This is a genomic window from Paenibacillus hemerocallicola, from assembly GCF_006265175.1.
Classification (GTDB): domain Bacteria; phylum Bacillota; class Bacilli; order Paenibacillales; family NBRC-103111; genus Paenibacillus_AB; species Paenibacillus_AB hemerocallicola.
In genome coordinates this window covers 70,751-85,848 of record NZ_VDCQ01000041.1, presented here as the reverse complement: position 1 = coordinate 85,848, position 15,098 = coordinate 70,751, and the positions used below count along the sequence as shown (strand labels likewise).

Below are 15,098 nucleotides of genomic sequence, written 5' to 3'. Positions count from 1 at the left end.
GGCCGATTCGAGGTTGTGCATAACGGAATAGGGGATTTCCGCTGGTTCGGCATATTCGGTTCCGCGCAAAATGCGGATGCGGCTCTGGATGCGCTGGCGGGCGATCCGTCGATTCACCGGATCGAGGCGCATACGGACTTGAACTTCGTCGTCCGTCACGCGTACCACCGGAGCAACATCGAGGTGGACTTCCACAATCATACGGTGACGACGGTCGGGATGGAACTCAATACGCTGGACAATCCGTTCGGTGCGGTGCTGTTTTTCCAGGGTACGCAAACCGGGATCGCACAGACGGTTACGCTGGCGGCGAATGTCGAGGAGTACTCGGACATATTCGAGGTGACGGATTCGTCCGTCTTCGAAGTAGGCAGCTGGTGGCACGCGCAAATCAAAAACAACGCGGGCGGCGGCGCGCAGCGCGAGCTCGATTATTTGGTCCAAGTCACCGAGGTGTTCGATGCGACCCGGGTGCGGTTCAACTACAAGTCGGGCTGGCAGCTGGCGGCAGGACGCCAAATTACGTACAAGAAGATCGAACCGGCCGTGCGCTGCCACGTCAGGAACATGAACTTCATCGGCATACCGGTGCCGGTCAACGGAACGAGCCAACGTCCGACGCCGGACTGGGACATGATCGGATCGAACCCGGTAGCGTACGAATACGCGGTCGAGTGCGACGCGACGGGGATCAACGCGACGAAGGTGTTCTGGCCGGTCGTCATGCGGCGGTACAATACGCATTACTTGACGGAGCGGTGCCGGCTGATGAACCCGGAGGAGCGCGACTGGGGCGGGACGGGTTATTTGACGCAGCAGATCAACGTGCTGTACGGGCATGTGAAGGACTGCAACACGAGCAACGCCCGCCACTTGAACGACTTTACGTGCGCGGCGTACTGCATGGTGGAGAACTGCCACGGCGACGGGGACGAATACGGTCCGTTCGTGACGCACGGCCAATACGAGCACGATTTGACGTACATCGGCAACTCGGGCCTGCTGTCGTTCGCGAACAGCGGCACGTTCTGGGGAGACAGCGCGAAGCGGATTACGGTGAAGAAGCATATCGCATCGCGGATCGTGGCGATGAAGCGGCTGACCGACCTGACGCTGGAAGATTGCCACGCGGTCGTGACGTACACGAAGCCGGGCGTGAAGATGGCGAACTCGGGCTCAATCTGGGTCAATATGGACGGCTTGCAAATGCGGGGCTGTACGGCGCAGGAAATGATAACGATCAACAAAGGGTCGTCGCGAGGCAAGCGCAGAAACATCATCGACAGCTGCTCGTTCGGGATGCTGAGCGGCTACGAGATCGCCCGTCCGATCCGATCGGGAACGACGGCGGTAGGCTACACGCCGAGCAACGGGGAATTGACGATTTTGAACAGCGAGTTTACGAACGTGGAGGACGTCAATCTGGGCAGCATCAACAAGCTGACGCTGATCAACACGTGGTTCAAAGGAGCCTCGCCGACGACGGGCAAGATCAAGGTCGGCACGCGGGAGATCATCATGCAGGGCGGGGGCTTGATCAACTGCGGTTTTTTGTTCACGGGAGCGTGGGACCGGGTAGGCGACGTGAACAACGCGCCGAATACGCCGGACCAGTCGATCACGATCGACGGAGGAGCGGTATTCAGCGGGACGAACGGCGAGAAGGCGTTTCTGAAGAGCGTCGTCGCGACGAACGTCATTGCGTGGAGCTTCGGCGATGTGACGAGCACGGCCGCGGATGCGAATACGGCGCACTTCCATATCGAGGGCGGCTCTCACAAGCTGAAGGCGTACGGATCGAGATTCATCGGAGGAAAGTACGCGGCGACGAACGGCGGTTTCGGCGGAAGCAATTATTTGTTCATGAGCGCCATTATCGAAGAGGGCGTCAACCGGGCGGCGCTGCCTGCAGAGACGGGCGCGATCCGGCATAGCGCGGACAACTTGACGGTTATATAGAGGAGGGATACGATGCACGTGGTTCGCAGAATGAAGCGTCATGCGATCGCCCTGCTTATCGCAAGCATGATGACATCCGGCTTGGGATCCGCCTACGCGATGGACACGCCGGCCGACGGCAAAGGGCATTGGGCCGAGGCGCAGCTGTCCGCTTGGCTGAATCAAGGATACATTCAGGGCTATGAGGACGGAGCTTTGCGGCCGGACGATGCCATCAAGCGCGGCGAGCTGGTAGCGCTCATCAACCGCGTCTATCAATTGAAAGATACGGCGGCTATCCGATACGGCGACTTGTCCGACGGGCATTGGGCTTATGCCGATGCGGCCATAGCGGTAAAAGCCGGCTATATAGAAGGCTATGACGACAACAGCATTCGAGTCGAGGCTCCAGTGAGCCGTCAGGAGCTGGCGATCATGGTCGCACGGTTGTTGAAGCTGGGCGCCTCCGATTCCGACAAAGGCGTGTCCCGGTTCAAGGACGCCGCCTCGATACCGGAATGGAGCAGGAAGGCAATCGGAGCGCTTGCCGAGATAGGCATCGTTAACGGATACGAGGACGGCTCGTTTAAAGCGACGGGATTAGTAACCCGGGCCGAAGCGGTCGTTTTGCTGGAACGCGCGAACGGCGCCAACGTTTACAGTCGGGCAGGCGTATACGGTCCGCAGACCGGCAAAGCGTCGGTCGCCGGCGATGTTATCGTTACGACCTCCGGCGTCACGCTGCAAAACATGGTCATCGAGGGCGATTTGACGCTGGGTAAAGGTATCGGCGAAGGCGACGTTACTTTTAACAATGTCACTGTCAAAGGGAAAGCCCGGGTCAACGGGGGCGGAGCCCACAGCATCCATTTCAATAATACGATACTCGTCCAAGTGGAGATCGACAAGCAATCCGGTTTTGTCCGAATCGTGGCTAGCGGGGAGACTTCAATCCGAGAGGTGCTTGCACGGTCGGGAGCGGTCATCGAAGCCGGCGACGTTGCAGGCAAAGGCATCGGCACGGTAACCTTGTCCGACGCGCTGCCGAAGGACTCTCAGATTACATTGGCAGGTAGCTTCGAGCACGTCCATGTTTCGGCTCCAAACATACTCGTCGAAATTCCGAAAGGCTCGGTTTCCAAGCTGACGGTCGACGGGAAGGCCAACGGAACGAAGCTTGTTGTCGGCAAAGACGCTTCGATCGCGGAGCTTATTTTGAATGCGGCAGCAGCCGTCTTCGGGCAAGGAGAAATCAAGCTCGCCATCATTAACGCAAGCGGAATACAGTTCGAGAAGCAGCCCGGCAAGCTTCAATCGGGAGCCGATGTCGACAAAAATACGCAGATTAAAATCGGCGGAGTCGACAAGACGATCGGGGAGGCGGCCAAGCCGTCCGCTCCGTCCGTAGGCGGAGGCTTCGTGGATAGCGGACCCGGAGGCGGCGGCTCGGGCGGCGGAGGAGGAGGAACGGAAGAACCCGAGCCGGAAGTAGTATACCCGCAAGTTTCGCTTCCGCTCGGGGGCTCCGTGACCGAGAGCGTGTATGTAAGCAATCAGCGCATTGCAACGGTCGGCGATGTCGTTTATGGCGTTTCCGATCAAGAAGGTTCGTTGTACCTGGTGCCGGGAGCGACATCCCGGTACATCTCGATGCTGGATATCGTCGTATCGGAGAACAAAGGGATCCGCAAGTCGGTGAAGGCCAACGAACAAGTGTCGTTCTCGACTGGAGGGCTGCCCGCCGGCGACTACGTTCTGATCGGGTTGGGGCTGAACTATGCGATGAACGATTACAGAGGCGATCAGGAGCTGCGACTGAATGCGGGTACGAATACCCCGTTGAGTCAAAACTCGCTTTATGTTTACAGCAACGGCAAGTATTTGGATATCGGCTTCAATAAGCCGATACAGAATGCATACGCCAGTATGGCGGCATTTAAAGGCACGGTTTCCTATTCGACCTACGCCGGCAGCGTTACGAGCTCTACGTATGCGACGAATGACGCTATCGAAATTCGCGATAACGTACTCCGCCTTATATTTGCCGATCCGGCTGTTTCGAAGGGAACACTGAAAATCGCGGCGAACTCTTTGAAAGACGAAAATAACAGTGTTTTGGCCGATCTGACGGTCGTAGACTTTGATTTCGGTCCGTCTCTGCTGTTGAAGCAAACCAGGGTCAATGCCGGAGAGAGCGTCACTGTTGTTACGGACCGGGCTGCCGAGGTGTACTTGATCCGGAGAGGGATTAGCCTTACAAAGGCCGATTTGGATAAAGCCGTTCTGGAAGGTCGGGCTACCAAGGTACAAACTTCCGCTAGTGCGGAAACACTCCTGGCTACTAAAGGTTTCGTTCCAGGCTCCTATTTGATCGTTGCATGGGGCGGCGGTTCCGCCACTATTACGATTCGATGAATCGGCCATACGACAAGTCCCGAGGGTATCCGCTCTCGGGACTTTTTCTCGATTAGGCAATGTCTATGGACTCATGCAATACTGAACCAATTGACAACAGATAGGGGTACCCCTATAATCAAAACAAACCAGAAACAAGTCAGTATAAATCAGTCTGTTATTTTCACACCACAAATAAACTAGAACATCCGATTTTTCTACTCCGGAAAAAGCGCGGACCTCGACAATTCCGTTACTTGGAATTACGGAAACGTTACCAGTACGGCCGAGCAAAACGTCGACCGCGAATCGATGCCGACCGAGTCGGATACGATCCGGCATCGGGCCGGGAATAGGATCGTTCCTGACAGCGCCGCGCCTTCCAACGGTTGACAGGGCAACATGGAAGCTTGCTATAATAAATTTGTGCGTATCGATGACAAAAAGAGGGTATCCCATGGATCATAAGGCAGGACGGAAAAGCTCGCGCGAACGGTTAAACGATATGATCAATCGGCTTCGCGATGAAATCGTGGCCGGCAAACGGCACAACGGGGAATTTTTGCCGTCGGAGAAAGCGTTGGCCGAGCAGTTTGAATTAAGCAATCAATCGGTTCGCAAAGGGCTCGATATATTGGTCGGAGAACGATTCATCGAGAAAATCCCGCGGGTCGGCAATAAGGTGATCGGATCGAGGGAGGATTCCGTTACGACCGTCAGATTCGGCTTCCACTCGTCGGTTATCGAGGAAGCGAGCCTGCTGCGCCTGATCGCCATGTTCCAGGGGGCGAATCCCGATATTAGAGTGCAGACGGTTCCGATGACAAGCGCAAGCTTTCATTATATAGGCAACTATTTCGAGGGCGGCATTCTCGACGCCGTCATGATGAATTATACCGACTTTCACGATTGTCTGGAAAACGGCGGGAGAGATTTGCTGGAGCCGCAGCCGCTCAATCCGGACATTTATCCTTTCCTTACGGAGGCATTCTCCTCCGAAGGGCAGCTTCTTGTTCAGCCCTTTATTTTCTCGCCGCTGCTGCTCGCCTACAACCGGGCCCATTTTGCCGAGAGAGGGATATCGGAGCCGGACAGCAGCTGGACGTGGCGGGATTTGATCAGCGCGGCGGAGCGTCTGGCGGTACCTGACGAAAGGGTAGGGTTTCATTTCGATTTTTATTCCGCCAATCGTTGGCCGCTGCTCGTGCTTCAGACCGGAGCGGCGTTCGAACGCGGAGATGATGGCGCAATCCGGTTGTGCGGAACACGCATGATGGAAGCGCTGAGCGCTTGCCGGGAGATCAAGAGAGAGCTGGCGAATTTGTCCGATGTGGCGGCGACGGGCGAGTCCGAGCGGATGCTGGCGAAAGGCAAAGCGTCGATGATCGTGACAAGCTTTTTTTATCTCAATTATTTGCAAAACAAGCCGGTTCCGTTCGATGTCGCGCCCGTTCCTCATTTCGGCACGCCCAAATCGCTGCTTCTCTCGATGGGGCTGGCGGTTAACCGGCGTTCGAAGGACAAGGCGTCTGCGCAGCGGCTGCTCGAATTTTTAACGTCGAGCCTTGCGCAAACGTTCATTCGGAAGCAAACGTACAGCTTGCCTGCCCTGAAGCCGGCCGCCGAATGGGTAGGGGAAGAGAAGATGTACCGTCCTTCCCGATTCTCGTTGTTTCGGGAAACGATACCCGGATTTCGTTTCTTTACCGAGCTCGGCATCAATTCGGGAGAATTGGGCCGACTGAACCGCGACCTGAAGCTTTATTGGGCCGGATTGGATTCGGAGAACGCCATTTGCGCCCAGATCGAAGCTTGGAGCCGGGAAAGCAAAGGATGACGATTCCGCCTCCACGCGAATCCCTCCTCTTATTCCGAGTAAACGATCCGTCCGCAGGTCGAAGCGGTCGTTTCTTTTTTTCTGGAAAGCCGCTTTCAAATGCGCTACAATACTACTTATTACGCAAAAAGCAATCCACCATCCATTCCCAGAGGTGAAATTCGTGCAGCCGAAACAAAATATTATGCATCTGCCGGTATACCAGCCGGGCAAACCGATCGAAGAAGTAAAGCGCGAATTGGGGCTGAGCGAAGTGATCAAGCTGGCCTCCAACGAAAATCCGTTCGGGTGTTCTCCCAAAGCGAAAGAAGCGATCGCGGCTGAAGCGGAGACGATCAGCCTGTATCCGGACGGCGGAGCCGTCGAACTGACCGCGGCGCTGGCCGAGCATTTGGGCGTTCGGCCGAATCAAATCATTTTCGGCGCCGGCTCCGACGACGTCATCCTGATGATCGCCCGCGCCTACTTGGTCCAAGGCGACGAAACGGTGATGGCCACGCATACGTTTCCGCAATATAAGCATAACTGCGAGATCGAGGGAGCCGTATCCATCGAAGTTCCGCTCAAGAACGGCAAGCACGATTTGCCGGCGATGCTGGCAAAAATCAACGACAAGACGAAAATCGTCTGGGTGTGCAATCCGAACAACCCGACCGGAACGGTCGTCACTCGCGAGGAGTTAAACGATTTCCTCAAGCAAGTGCCGCAGCACGTGCTCGTCGTACTGGACGAGGCGTATATCGAATATACCGAATCCGCCGATCTTCCCGACGGCATCGAGGTGATTGCGGAGTACAAGAACGTCATTACGCTTCGCACCTTTTCCAAAATTTACGGCTTGGCCTCGCTGCGGATCGGATATGGCGTAGGCCATCCGGAAGTGATCCATTCGATCAACCAGGTTCGCGAGCCGTTCAATACGAATCGGTTCGCCCAAGCGGCTGCCAAGGCGGCGGTCAAGGACCAGCAGTTTATCGCTTATTGCCGCGAGCAGAACGCGGCCGGGATCGCGTATTTGACCGGGGAGTTCAAACGTCTCGGATTGACTTATTACCCGGCATACGGCAATTTCATCATGGTCGACGTGAAGCGCCCGGCGAAGGAAGTATTCGAATCGTTAATGCGCAAAGGACTGATCGTACGCGGCGGGCATGCGCTCGATTTCCCTACGAAAATTCGCGTCACGGTCGGCAGCACGGAGCAGAACGCCAAGTTTATCGCGGCCCTTACGCAGGTGCTGGACGAAATCGCGGTCCAAGCCTAATGGTTCGCAACCCTAATTCTACCTATAAAGAGTGAATCGAATGAGCAAAGTCGCCATTATCGGCGTCGGATTGATGGGCGGATCGCTGGCGCTGTGCTTCAAGGGCAAACCGGGCATACGGGTAGCGGGGTACGACATCAGTCCGGCGGAGCTTGAAAAAAGTTTGAAGCGCGGCGTAATCGATACGGCCTGCAGTACTTTGGAAGAGGCCGCGGCGGATGCCGATTTCATATTCCTGTGCGTGCCGGTGGGCATTCTGGAATATTATATGGACAAGCTGCTTCAGACGACGCTTAAAGAGGGCTGCATCATCTCGGATGTCGGCAGCACGAAGGCATCGATTTCGAAATACGCCCGAAACCGGATAACGCCGGCCGTTCACTTTATCGGGGGCCACCCGATGGCCGGATCGGAAAGATCCGGGGTGGAGGCGGCAGCTTCGCATTTGTACGAAAACGCCTTTTACGTGCTGACTCCGGACGAATCCACACCCCGGGAAGCGTATGATCGTCTCGTTCAGCTGCTGCAATATACGAAAGCCCAGATCGTACGGGTCGATGCGAAGCATCATGACGAAATCGTCGGGGCGGTCAGCCATTTGCCCCATGTCATCGCGGTTGCCCTGGTCAATCAGATTGCCCGTTACAATGAGCGGGACGGGCTATACCGGAGCCTGGCGGCAGGCGGATTCCGCGACATCACGAGGATCGCTTCCGGCCATCCGGACATGTGGCGGGACATTTTGCTCAACAACCGGCACGTCCTGCTGCGTTTGCTGCGCGATTGGAACGGCGAAGTCGCCAAGTTTGCCGATCTGCTGGAATCGGGCGACGGCGACGGGATCTTCAAGGAGTTCGAAAGGGCGGGCGCATTCCGCAGTCAATTGCCCGAGAGGCGCAAAGGTGTAATTACGGCGTTGTTCGATGTGTATATCGACGTACCGGATCATCCAGGCATTATCGGGCAAATCGCCACGCTGCTAGGCAACCATCGAATCAATTTGAGCAATATTCATATCATCGAGAGCAGAGCCGACGTTCCGGGAGTGCTGAGACTGTCGTTCCGCAACGAAACCGACATGGATGCGGCGATCGAGCTGCTGAAGCTGCACGACTACTCGGTACAACTGTAAGAAGAACCAAAAAATATTTTTATAAAGCGGCGAAACGGTGCAACCGTATCGCCGCTTTATTCGTCTATAAGAGAAGTATTGTATTCCGTGAAAACCGAATATCGACGAGAAACCGTTTTCAAAAAAACCGTTGACAAAATGTAAACGGATACATATAATAAAAGTACAGTATGGTTTCTCTCCACTCCTATCCGAAAATATCGCACTTTGTGCAACCACCGGTTTCGGTGGTCTTTTTTTTGTGTTCATACGGATGCGGACGGCATATTGTTAACAAAAGTTAACACAATCGTGTCGAAAAAAGAAGGATTTTTCCTAGTATTTGCAGAACTGTTATAGCTTAAGGCTTATTGATCGCATAGTCTGCAACATTTTCATTTGCCAACGCAACTTTTTGCTCCCGTCATAGTACAAATTAGTAGAACTATCGACTGGGAGCGTCACTCGGAAAGGCAAGGAGGGGCGCTTGTAATGACCGATTCCCAGTTGATACGGGAAATCAAGGACGGAAATGTACAATTTTACGAGGAATTGATGCGGCGTTACGAGCGCAAAATTTTATCGTACATCTATCACATGCTGAAGAGCGCCCGCATGGAGACGATGGCCGAGGATTTGTGCTCCGAAACTTTTTACAAAGCTTACCGCAGCCTGCACTCATTCCGCGAGATCGAGGCGTCTTTCTCGACCTGGTTATATACGATTGCCCGCAATACGGTATTGAGCGAGCTTCGCAAAAACAAAAGCGTGCATGTATCGCTGGAGCAAAACGATGCCTGGTCGCTGGCTATGACTTTAGCTTCCTCCGAATATACGCCGGAACAAAAAATGCTGCGCAACGAGAAAGTGTCGATGGTGCGCGACGCCATCAACAATTTGCCCGAGAAGCAGCGTTCCGCCCTCATATTGCGGGAGTACGATCAGATGGATTACCAGGAAATCGCCAATATATTGGGTCAAACGGTCAGCTCGGTCAAATCGCTGCTGTTCCGGGCGAGAGCGAGTATTAAAATGCAGTTGGAGCCTTACATGGAGCCGGTCTTCAAAGAGTAACGAAGGGATGAGTCCACGATGAAATGCCAGGATGTTCAAGAATGGTTGGGGGCCTATTGGGATTTGCCTGAGAATGACGATCGGCGCCGAGCCGTCGACGAACATATCAGGCATTGCGATTCGTGTCGGGAAGAGTTCGAGATTTGGGAGGAAAGCACCCAACTGATCCGCAGCACCGTCGGCAGCGTCGATCGCCGGATCGAATACGTGCCCGTTTCCGGCCAAGTCATGAGAAGGATTTACGCCGACGAATCGTGGCGCATTCCGGTTCCGCAGCGGCTGTACGCTTTTTCGTATAAGATGAGGAGAAACTTGACCGCCGTTGTCGCGTTGTGCATGACGCTATTCGTATTCGGATTCGTCCTCTCCATTATGGGAGTCGGCGTCGAAGACAAATCGCCGAGGTACGGCATGAAGCCGGTAGCAAGCGTTTCGACGGACGTTCACAATGTCTCCGTCAAGTCCAAGACGCTTCCGGTTGCGACCGCCAGTCTTAAAGATCCGTATATGGTGACGATGGGCCCGTTTCGCAGCGTTCCCGATTATATGGTAGTCGTATCGCTGCTCGGGTTGACCGGAACGATTCTGATCATGAATTGGCTGTCGCGCACAAAAACATAAGAGACGGGCAATGACCTCTTCACGGAGGTCTTTTTTGTGAGAGAAATGGGGGAGCGTTATGACTACTTTGGGATTTATAAGACACGGCACGACGGACTGGAACGTATCGGGAAGGCTGCAGGGGCAAAATGATATCCCGCTGAACGAAGCGGGACGCTGGCAGGCGCGGGAGCTCGGCAAGCGGCTGAAGCGGGAACAATGGGACGCGATCGTGAGCAGCGACCTGATGCGGGCCAAGGAAACGGCGGACATTATCGCGGAAATTGCGGGGATAGGTCCGGTTCGCGCGGAGCGGCGGCTGCGGGAGCGAACCCATGGGCGATTGGACGGGACGACGGTGGAAGAGAGAATCGCAACTTGGGGCGCAGAGTGGAAGACGCTGGAGCATGGCGTCGAAAGCGACGAGCTGCTGTACGAACGGGGGATCGCCTGTTTGGAGGAGCTGTCCGCCGAATACGAGGGCAAGCGGGTGCTTGTCGTGACCCATGGCGCCTTTATTGGCGTGCTGCTGAATGGGATGCTCACCCGGATGCCGGACGGCTCCATACAAAATACTTCTCTCTCCGTCTTGAAAAAGAATGCCGACGGCTGGGAGTGTGCATTATTCAATTGCACGGCACATCTATAGGCCGGCCTGCTCAACTTCATAGCAACTTCCAAAAAAGCCTTCGACCTGCCGAAAAAGCCGGGTTGGAGGTTTAATTTTTGGAAAAACAGCGATAATGGGTAGTAAAGCAGAGGGGGATCGTTATGAACTTGGCCGACATGCTTTGCTACGCCGATATTCAACAATTGAGCAGCATCGCCAACACATATGACTGCGAGTGCAACGGACATTCCAAAAACGAGCTGATCCAGTCGATCTTGTCGAAGGTCAACCGTCGTGACGTGTTCGAACGGGAGGTTGGCGCCTTATCGACGGAGAATATCCGGTTTCTCAATTCGATCGTGTTCGATCCGCGCGACCTCTTCAGCCTGGAAGAGCTCGTCGCCCGGGCGCAGCAGTCGAACTTCGGGCAAACCGGCGAACCCCGCAACCCTCGGGAAATGATATCCGGCTTCAAGCACAGGGGATGGCTGTTTAACGGCTATTCGCAGACGACGAAATATTTGTTCCAATTTCCGCAGGACCTGAAGAAAAGGTTCAAGGAAACGATGGCCCGCTCTTTCGGCCAGCAAATAACTTATGCCGATGTTCCTTCCGTATACAGGGACGAGCAGAAGCTGATCGTCGACGACCTGTTCAACATGCTTCATTATATATATCACAACGAGGTAGTGCTGACGTCGGACGGATCGGTGTACAAACGTCATCTGCTGCAGCTGCTCGATCGTCTAGCCGTCAAGGAAGAGCCGGTACCGAAAGGGGGATGGCGCTTCGGCTACGGGCGGAAGTATCGGGACTTGCCCGGCCGTCTGTCGCTGATGTACGACTACTGTTACTACCATGATCTTATCGCGGAGCAGCCCGGGTTATTGGTGCTGACGGACAAAGGCACGCAGGCGGTACTCGAGGGACGGCGCGAGGACTTGTCGCAGGTGTACCGGTTTTGGCTGAAGCTGTACAAAGGTCCGATTCCGAATTTGCAATCGATCGTATTCTGGATCGGGAAGCTCGCCACCGACTGGGTAGGGGCGCAATCGCTCGCTTCCGCGTTATGTCCGCTCATTCGCCCGTATTACTACGATTCGGCGGAATCGATATTCGATCAACGTATTTTGCAAATGACGATGCATCTGGGTCTGATTCGTATCGGCGAAGACGAAGAGATCGGCAAAACGATCGCCTTTACGAAATTGGGGGAAAGAATCGTATCCGGCACGTATTTGGCAGACGAGGACGCGATTCCGCTGCCGGTACCGGATCGATTTGACAACCCCGCTTTCCCTTGATACAATTTTCTCCATTTCAAAGTTACGAGAAACGGAGAGAGCGAAATGCTGCATGCATACAAGGAAACATTCCCGACGGTACATCCTACCGTATTTTTGGCGGCCGGGGCACAGATTGTCGGCGACGTATCCATCGGGGAAGAAGGATCGATCTGGTACAATGTAGTCCTGCGGGGTGATTTGGCTCCGGTCCGGATAGGGCGTCGAACCAATATCCAAGACGGCTGCATCGGACATGTCAATGCGAACCAACCGCTCATCGTAGGAGATGAAGTGTCTGTCGGACACGGTGCCATCATCCACGGCTGCACGATAGGCACCGGCACATTAATCGGCATGGGGGCTATCGTCCTAAACGGGGCGGACATCGGTGAATATGCTTTAATAGGGGCGGGTTCACTCGTCACGGAAAACAAGAAAATACCCGGCTATACGCTCTCGCTAGGATCTCCCGCCAAAGTGGTGAGGGAACTGACGGAGCATGATCTGCAACGAATGAAACGAACGATGGAAGGCTATTTGCTTAAAGGGAAGGAATTCAGAGGCGAGGCGTAACCGAGTCAGCCGCTGCTTCGTTTCCCGGCAATCCGGCTTTCCTTATTGGGAGGGGTGCGCTTTGGAAAAAATGGACGTTTCCGGCTATGCGGCAATGTTGGGACTATTCGCGGAAATGGTGCTGGACGATGCGATTCGCAAACAGAAGGAACAGACGCTCTACCGGGAAATCGACAGCGCATTGGCGAGAGGGGACGAGAAATCGTTTATCGTGCTGACCGAGCAATGGAAAGAGCTGCATTCCTGAGACAGCGGAATGGCGGCCTAGAGAAGAAGACGGCGAACCCGGTTCAGCCGTCTTCTTTTTTTCTGGACATTCCCGGGCTTTTTTGACAGTATAGAATTTATAAGTTTCGGGGTCCCCGCAAAGTGCCTGAATAAGCTTCGGAGCAGGAGCGCCACTTTGTGGGGTTATTTTGAGCTAAATTATAGAAGGCGCCTACCGGCGCCTCTAGCATTTGCGACGAGGGAGTGGACTGGCTTGAAATTCAGCGATATCGAACGTTCGGATTGGGAGGGACTTAAACCTTATTTGGACACATGCCTGCTTCCGGTAACCGGATTATCCGGATTCGAGCAGCCGTGGGAGGCTACTCAGGAGCTGGAATATTTGCGCGACGTAATGGATTGCGTGGAAGGACCGTACAAAGGCAGGATTGTCACATACCCGGCGTTTCATTATGCCGAGGGGCCTTCGGCGGCGGCGGCGATCAATTCCGTTTGCCAGAAAATCAAGGGGGCGGGCTTCCGCTATGTGATTGTAATATCCGGTCATCCGTCGGTCGGCGCCCTTCATTTCCCCGATGCCGATTTGCTGCTGTGTCCGGAATCGGCGGACGGGCAAGTGATGGACGGGGAGCAGTTCAAGCTGCGGACTTCGCGCGTTATTCGCGCGATGTGGCAGCCCGAGACGGCCGAGCAAGCATGAGCGGCGACGGGCATCATTTCAGGCGTATGATAGACGGAAAAATTGTGAAGGATAAGTTCGAGATGAACTTGTGACAATTTCGTTAAATGTTGGCTCGCACAAATCGAAACGTCTCGGAAATACGAAGTCAACATTCTTGACGCCCTACATGTCCTAAGCTATTATTATTATGTCCTAGTGTGCGGTGCAATGAATTGTCGTAATACGACGTGCGATAAATGGCATAAAAGGGGGTAGAAGACGAATGCATGACGCTAAACACAAGCACTCTTCCGAAAAACCAACGCGGCGCGAAATGTCCCGCCGTCAATTTTTATCGTATACCCTCGGCGGAGCTACAGCTTTCATGGCCGCCGGCGTAACGATCCCTATGATCCGTTTTGCCGTCGACCCAATCTTACAACCGTCCGGTGAAGGCACTTTCGTAAAGGTTGTGGAAGAGAGCAAAATCACGAACGAGCCCAAATCGTTCAAATTCCAGGTCCACCAAGTGGACGGCTGGTACGAGAGCGATACCGAGCTGGAAGCGTGGATCATGAAGGATGACAAAGGCGAAATTTACGCCCTGTCTCCGGTGTGCAAACATCTGGGATGTACGGTAAACTGGAATGCGGATGCGAGGTTCCAGAATCAATTTTTCTGTCCTTGCCACGAAGCGCATTACACGAAGGAAGGCAAAAACCTGGCGGTCGCCCCGGCGCCGCTTGACGAGTACAACATCAAGCTCGAGAACGGTTTTGTATATCTCGGTAAAGTGCAGCCGAATCAGCATGTCACGAAATAAGGAGGCGTTACGATCAAATGTTCAAAAGCATGTATAACTGGATTGACGAGCGTCTTGATATAACCCCTTTATGGAGAGACGTTGCGGATCACGAAGTTCCGGAGCACGTCAACCCGGCGCATCACTTTTCCGCGTTCGTGTACTGCTTCGGCGGACTGACCTTTTTCCTGGTAGTCATCCAAATTTTGTCGGGTATGTTTTTGACGATGTACTATGTTCCCGACATTATCAATGCTTATACGAGTGTCGATTACTTGCAGAATAAAGTCGCCTTCGGCGTAATCGTTCGCGGTATGCACCACTGGGGCGCGAGCTTGGTAATCGTTATGATGTTCCTACATACCCTTCGGGTGTTCTTCACAGGTTCTTATAAAGCGCCGCGCGAAATGAACTGGGTAGTAGGGATGCTGATTTTCTTCGTTATGCTTGGTCTCGGGTTTACCGGCTACTTGCTGCCATGGGATAACAAAGCATATTTCGCGACGAAGGTCGGTATCGGTATCGCAACATCCGTTCCGGTGATCGGAGAATACATTGGATTGTTCCTGCAAGGCGGCGAGATCGTCGGCGCCCAAACGTTGACCCGTTTCTTCGCGCTGCACGTATTCTTCTTGCCGGGAGTTCTCCTTGCGCTGCTCGCCGGTCACTTCTTCATGATCCGCAAGCAGGGCATTTCCGGACCGCTATAAACGAAGGGAG

14 protein-coding genes are annotated in these 15,098 nt (G+C 54.3%); all 14 read left to right on the top strand.

Annotated elements, in window-relative coordinates:
- Positions 1-1,959 (top strand): peptidase C14 (locus FE784_RS41110; RefSeq protein WP_176706499.1); only part of this gene is annotated, 1,959 nt, incomplete at its 5' end.
- A 12-nt stretch (positions 1,960-1,971) separates the two neighbouring features.
- Complete coding sequence (locus FE784_RS25080) at positions 1,972-4,353, top strand: S-layer homology domain-containing protein (protein WP_139605004.1); 2,382 nt, start codon at positions 1,972-1,974, stop codon at positions 4,351-4,353.
- A gap of 436 nt (positions 4,354-4,789) precedes the next feature.
- Positions 4,790-6,169, top strand: coding sequence for an extracellular solute-binding protein (locus FE784_RS25075; RefSeq protein WP_139605003.1), 1,380 nt, complete (start codon positions 4,790-4,792; stop codon positions 6,167-6,169).
- Positions 6,170-6,332: 163 nt separating this feature from the next.
- A complete protein-coding gene (hisC, locus tag FE784_RS25070) occupies positions 6,333-7,433 on the top strand; it encodes a histidinol-phosphate transaminase (protein ID WP_139605002.1) in 1,101 nt (366 codons plus the stop codon).
- A 40-nt stretch (positions 7,434-7,473) separates the two neighbouring features.
- Positions 7,474-8,565 carry a prephenate dehydrogenase gene (locus FE784_RS25065; protein ID WP_139605001.1) on the top strand — a complete coding sequence of 364 codons (1,092 nt, stop codon included), beginning with the start codon at positions 7,474-7,476 and terminating at the stop codon, positions 8,563-8,565.
- Positions 8,566-9,036: 471 nt separating this feature from the next.
- Positions 9,037-9,618, top strand: a complete 582-nt coding sequence (locus tag FE784_RS25060; protein WP_139605000.1) for a sigma-70 family RNA polymerase sigma factor — start codon at positions 9,037-9,039, stop codon at positions 9,616-9,618.
- A gap of 18 nt (positions 9,619-9,636) precedes the next feature.
- Positions 9,637-10,239 (top strand): anti-sigma factor family protein, encoded by a 603-nt coding sequence (locus FE784_RS25055; RefSeq protein WP_139604999.1) that lies wholly within the window; start codon positions 9,637-9,639, stop codon positions 10,237-10,239.
- 58 nt (positions 10,240-10,297) lie between these two features.
- Positions 10,298-10,867, top strand: coding sequence for a histidine phosphatase family protein (locus FE784_RS25050; protein WP_139604998.1), 570 nt, complete (start codon positions 10,298-10,300; stop codon positions 10,865-10,867).
- A 122-nt stretch (positions 10,868-10,989) separates the two neighbouring features.
- Complete coding sequence (locus FE784_RS25045) at positions 10,990-12,132, top strand: hypothetical protein (RefSeq protein WP_139604997.1); 1,143 nt, start codon at positions 10,990-10,992, stop codon at positions 12,130-12,132.
- Positions 12,133-12,177: 45 nt separating this feature from the next.
- Entirely contained in the window at positions 12,178-12,687 is a 510-nt protein-coding gene (locus FE784_RS25040) for a gamma carbonic anhydrase family protein (protein ID WP_139604996.1), read from the top strand.
- 70 nt (positions 12,688-12,757) lie between these two features.
- Positions 12,758-12,934: an IDEAL domain-containing protein gene (locus tag FE784_RS25035; protein WP_425465566.1), complete on the top strand. Its 177-nt coding sequence runs from the start codon at positions 12,758-12,760 to the stop codon at positions 12,932-12,934.
- Between the two features lie 234 nt (positions 12,935-13,168).
- Positions 13,169-13,615 (top strand): DUF2487 family protein, encoded by a 447-nt coding sequence (locus FE784_RS25030; protein WP_139604994.1) that lies wholly within the window; start codon positions 13,169-13,171, stop codon positions 13,613-13,615.
- A gap of 244 nt (positions 13,616-13,859) precedes the next feature.
- The gene (locus FE784_RS25025; protein ID WP_139604993.1) at positions 13,860-14,399 is read left to right on the top strand and encodes a Rieske (2Fe-2S) protein; all 540 of its coding nucleotides are present in this window, start codon (positions 13,860-13,862) and stop codon (positions 14,397-14,399) included.
- Between the two features lie 17 nt (positions 14,400-14,416).
- Complete coding sequence (gene qcrB / locus FE784_RS25020) at positions 14,417-15,088, top strand: menaquinol-cytochrome c reductase cytochrome b subunit (protein ID WP_139604992.1); 672 nt, start codon at positions 14,417-14,419, stop codon at positions 15,086-15,088.
- The last annotated feature ends 10 nt before the right edge of the window (positions 15,089-15,098 follow it).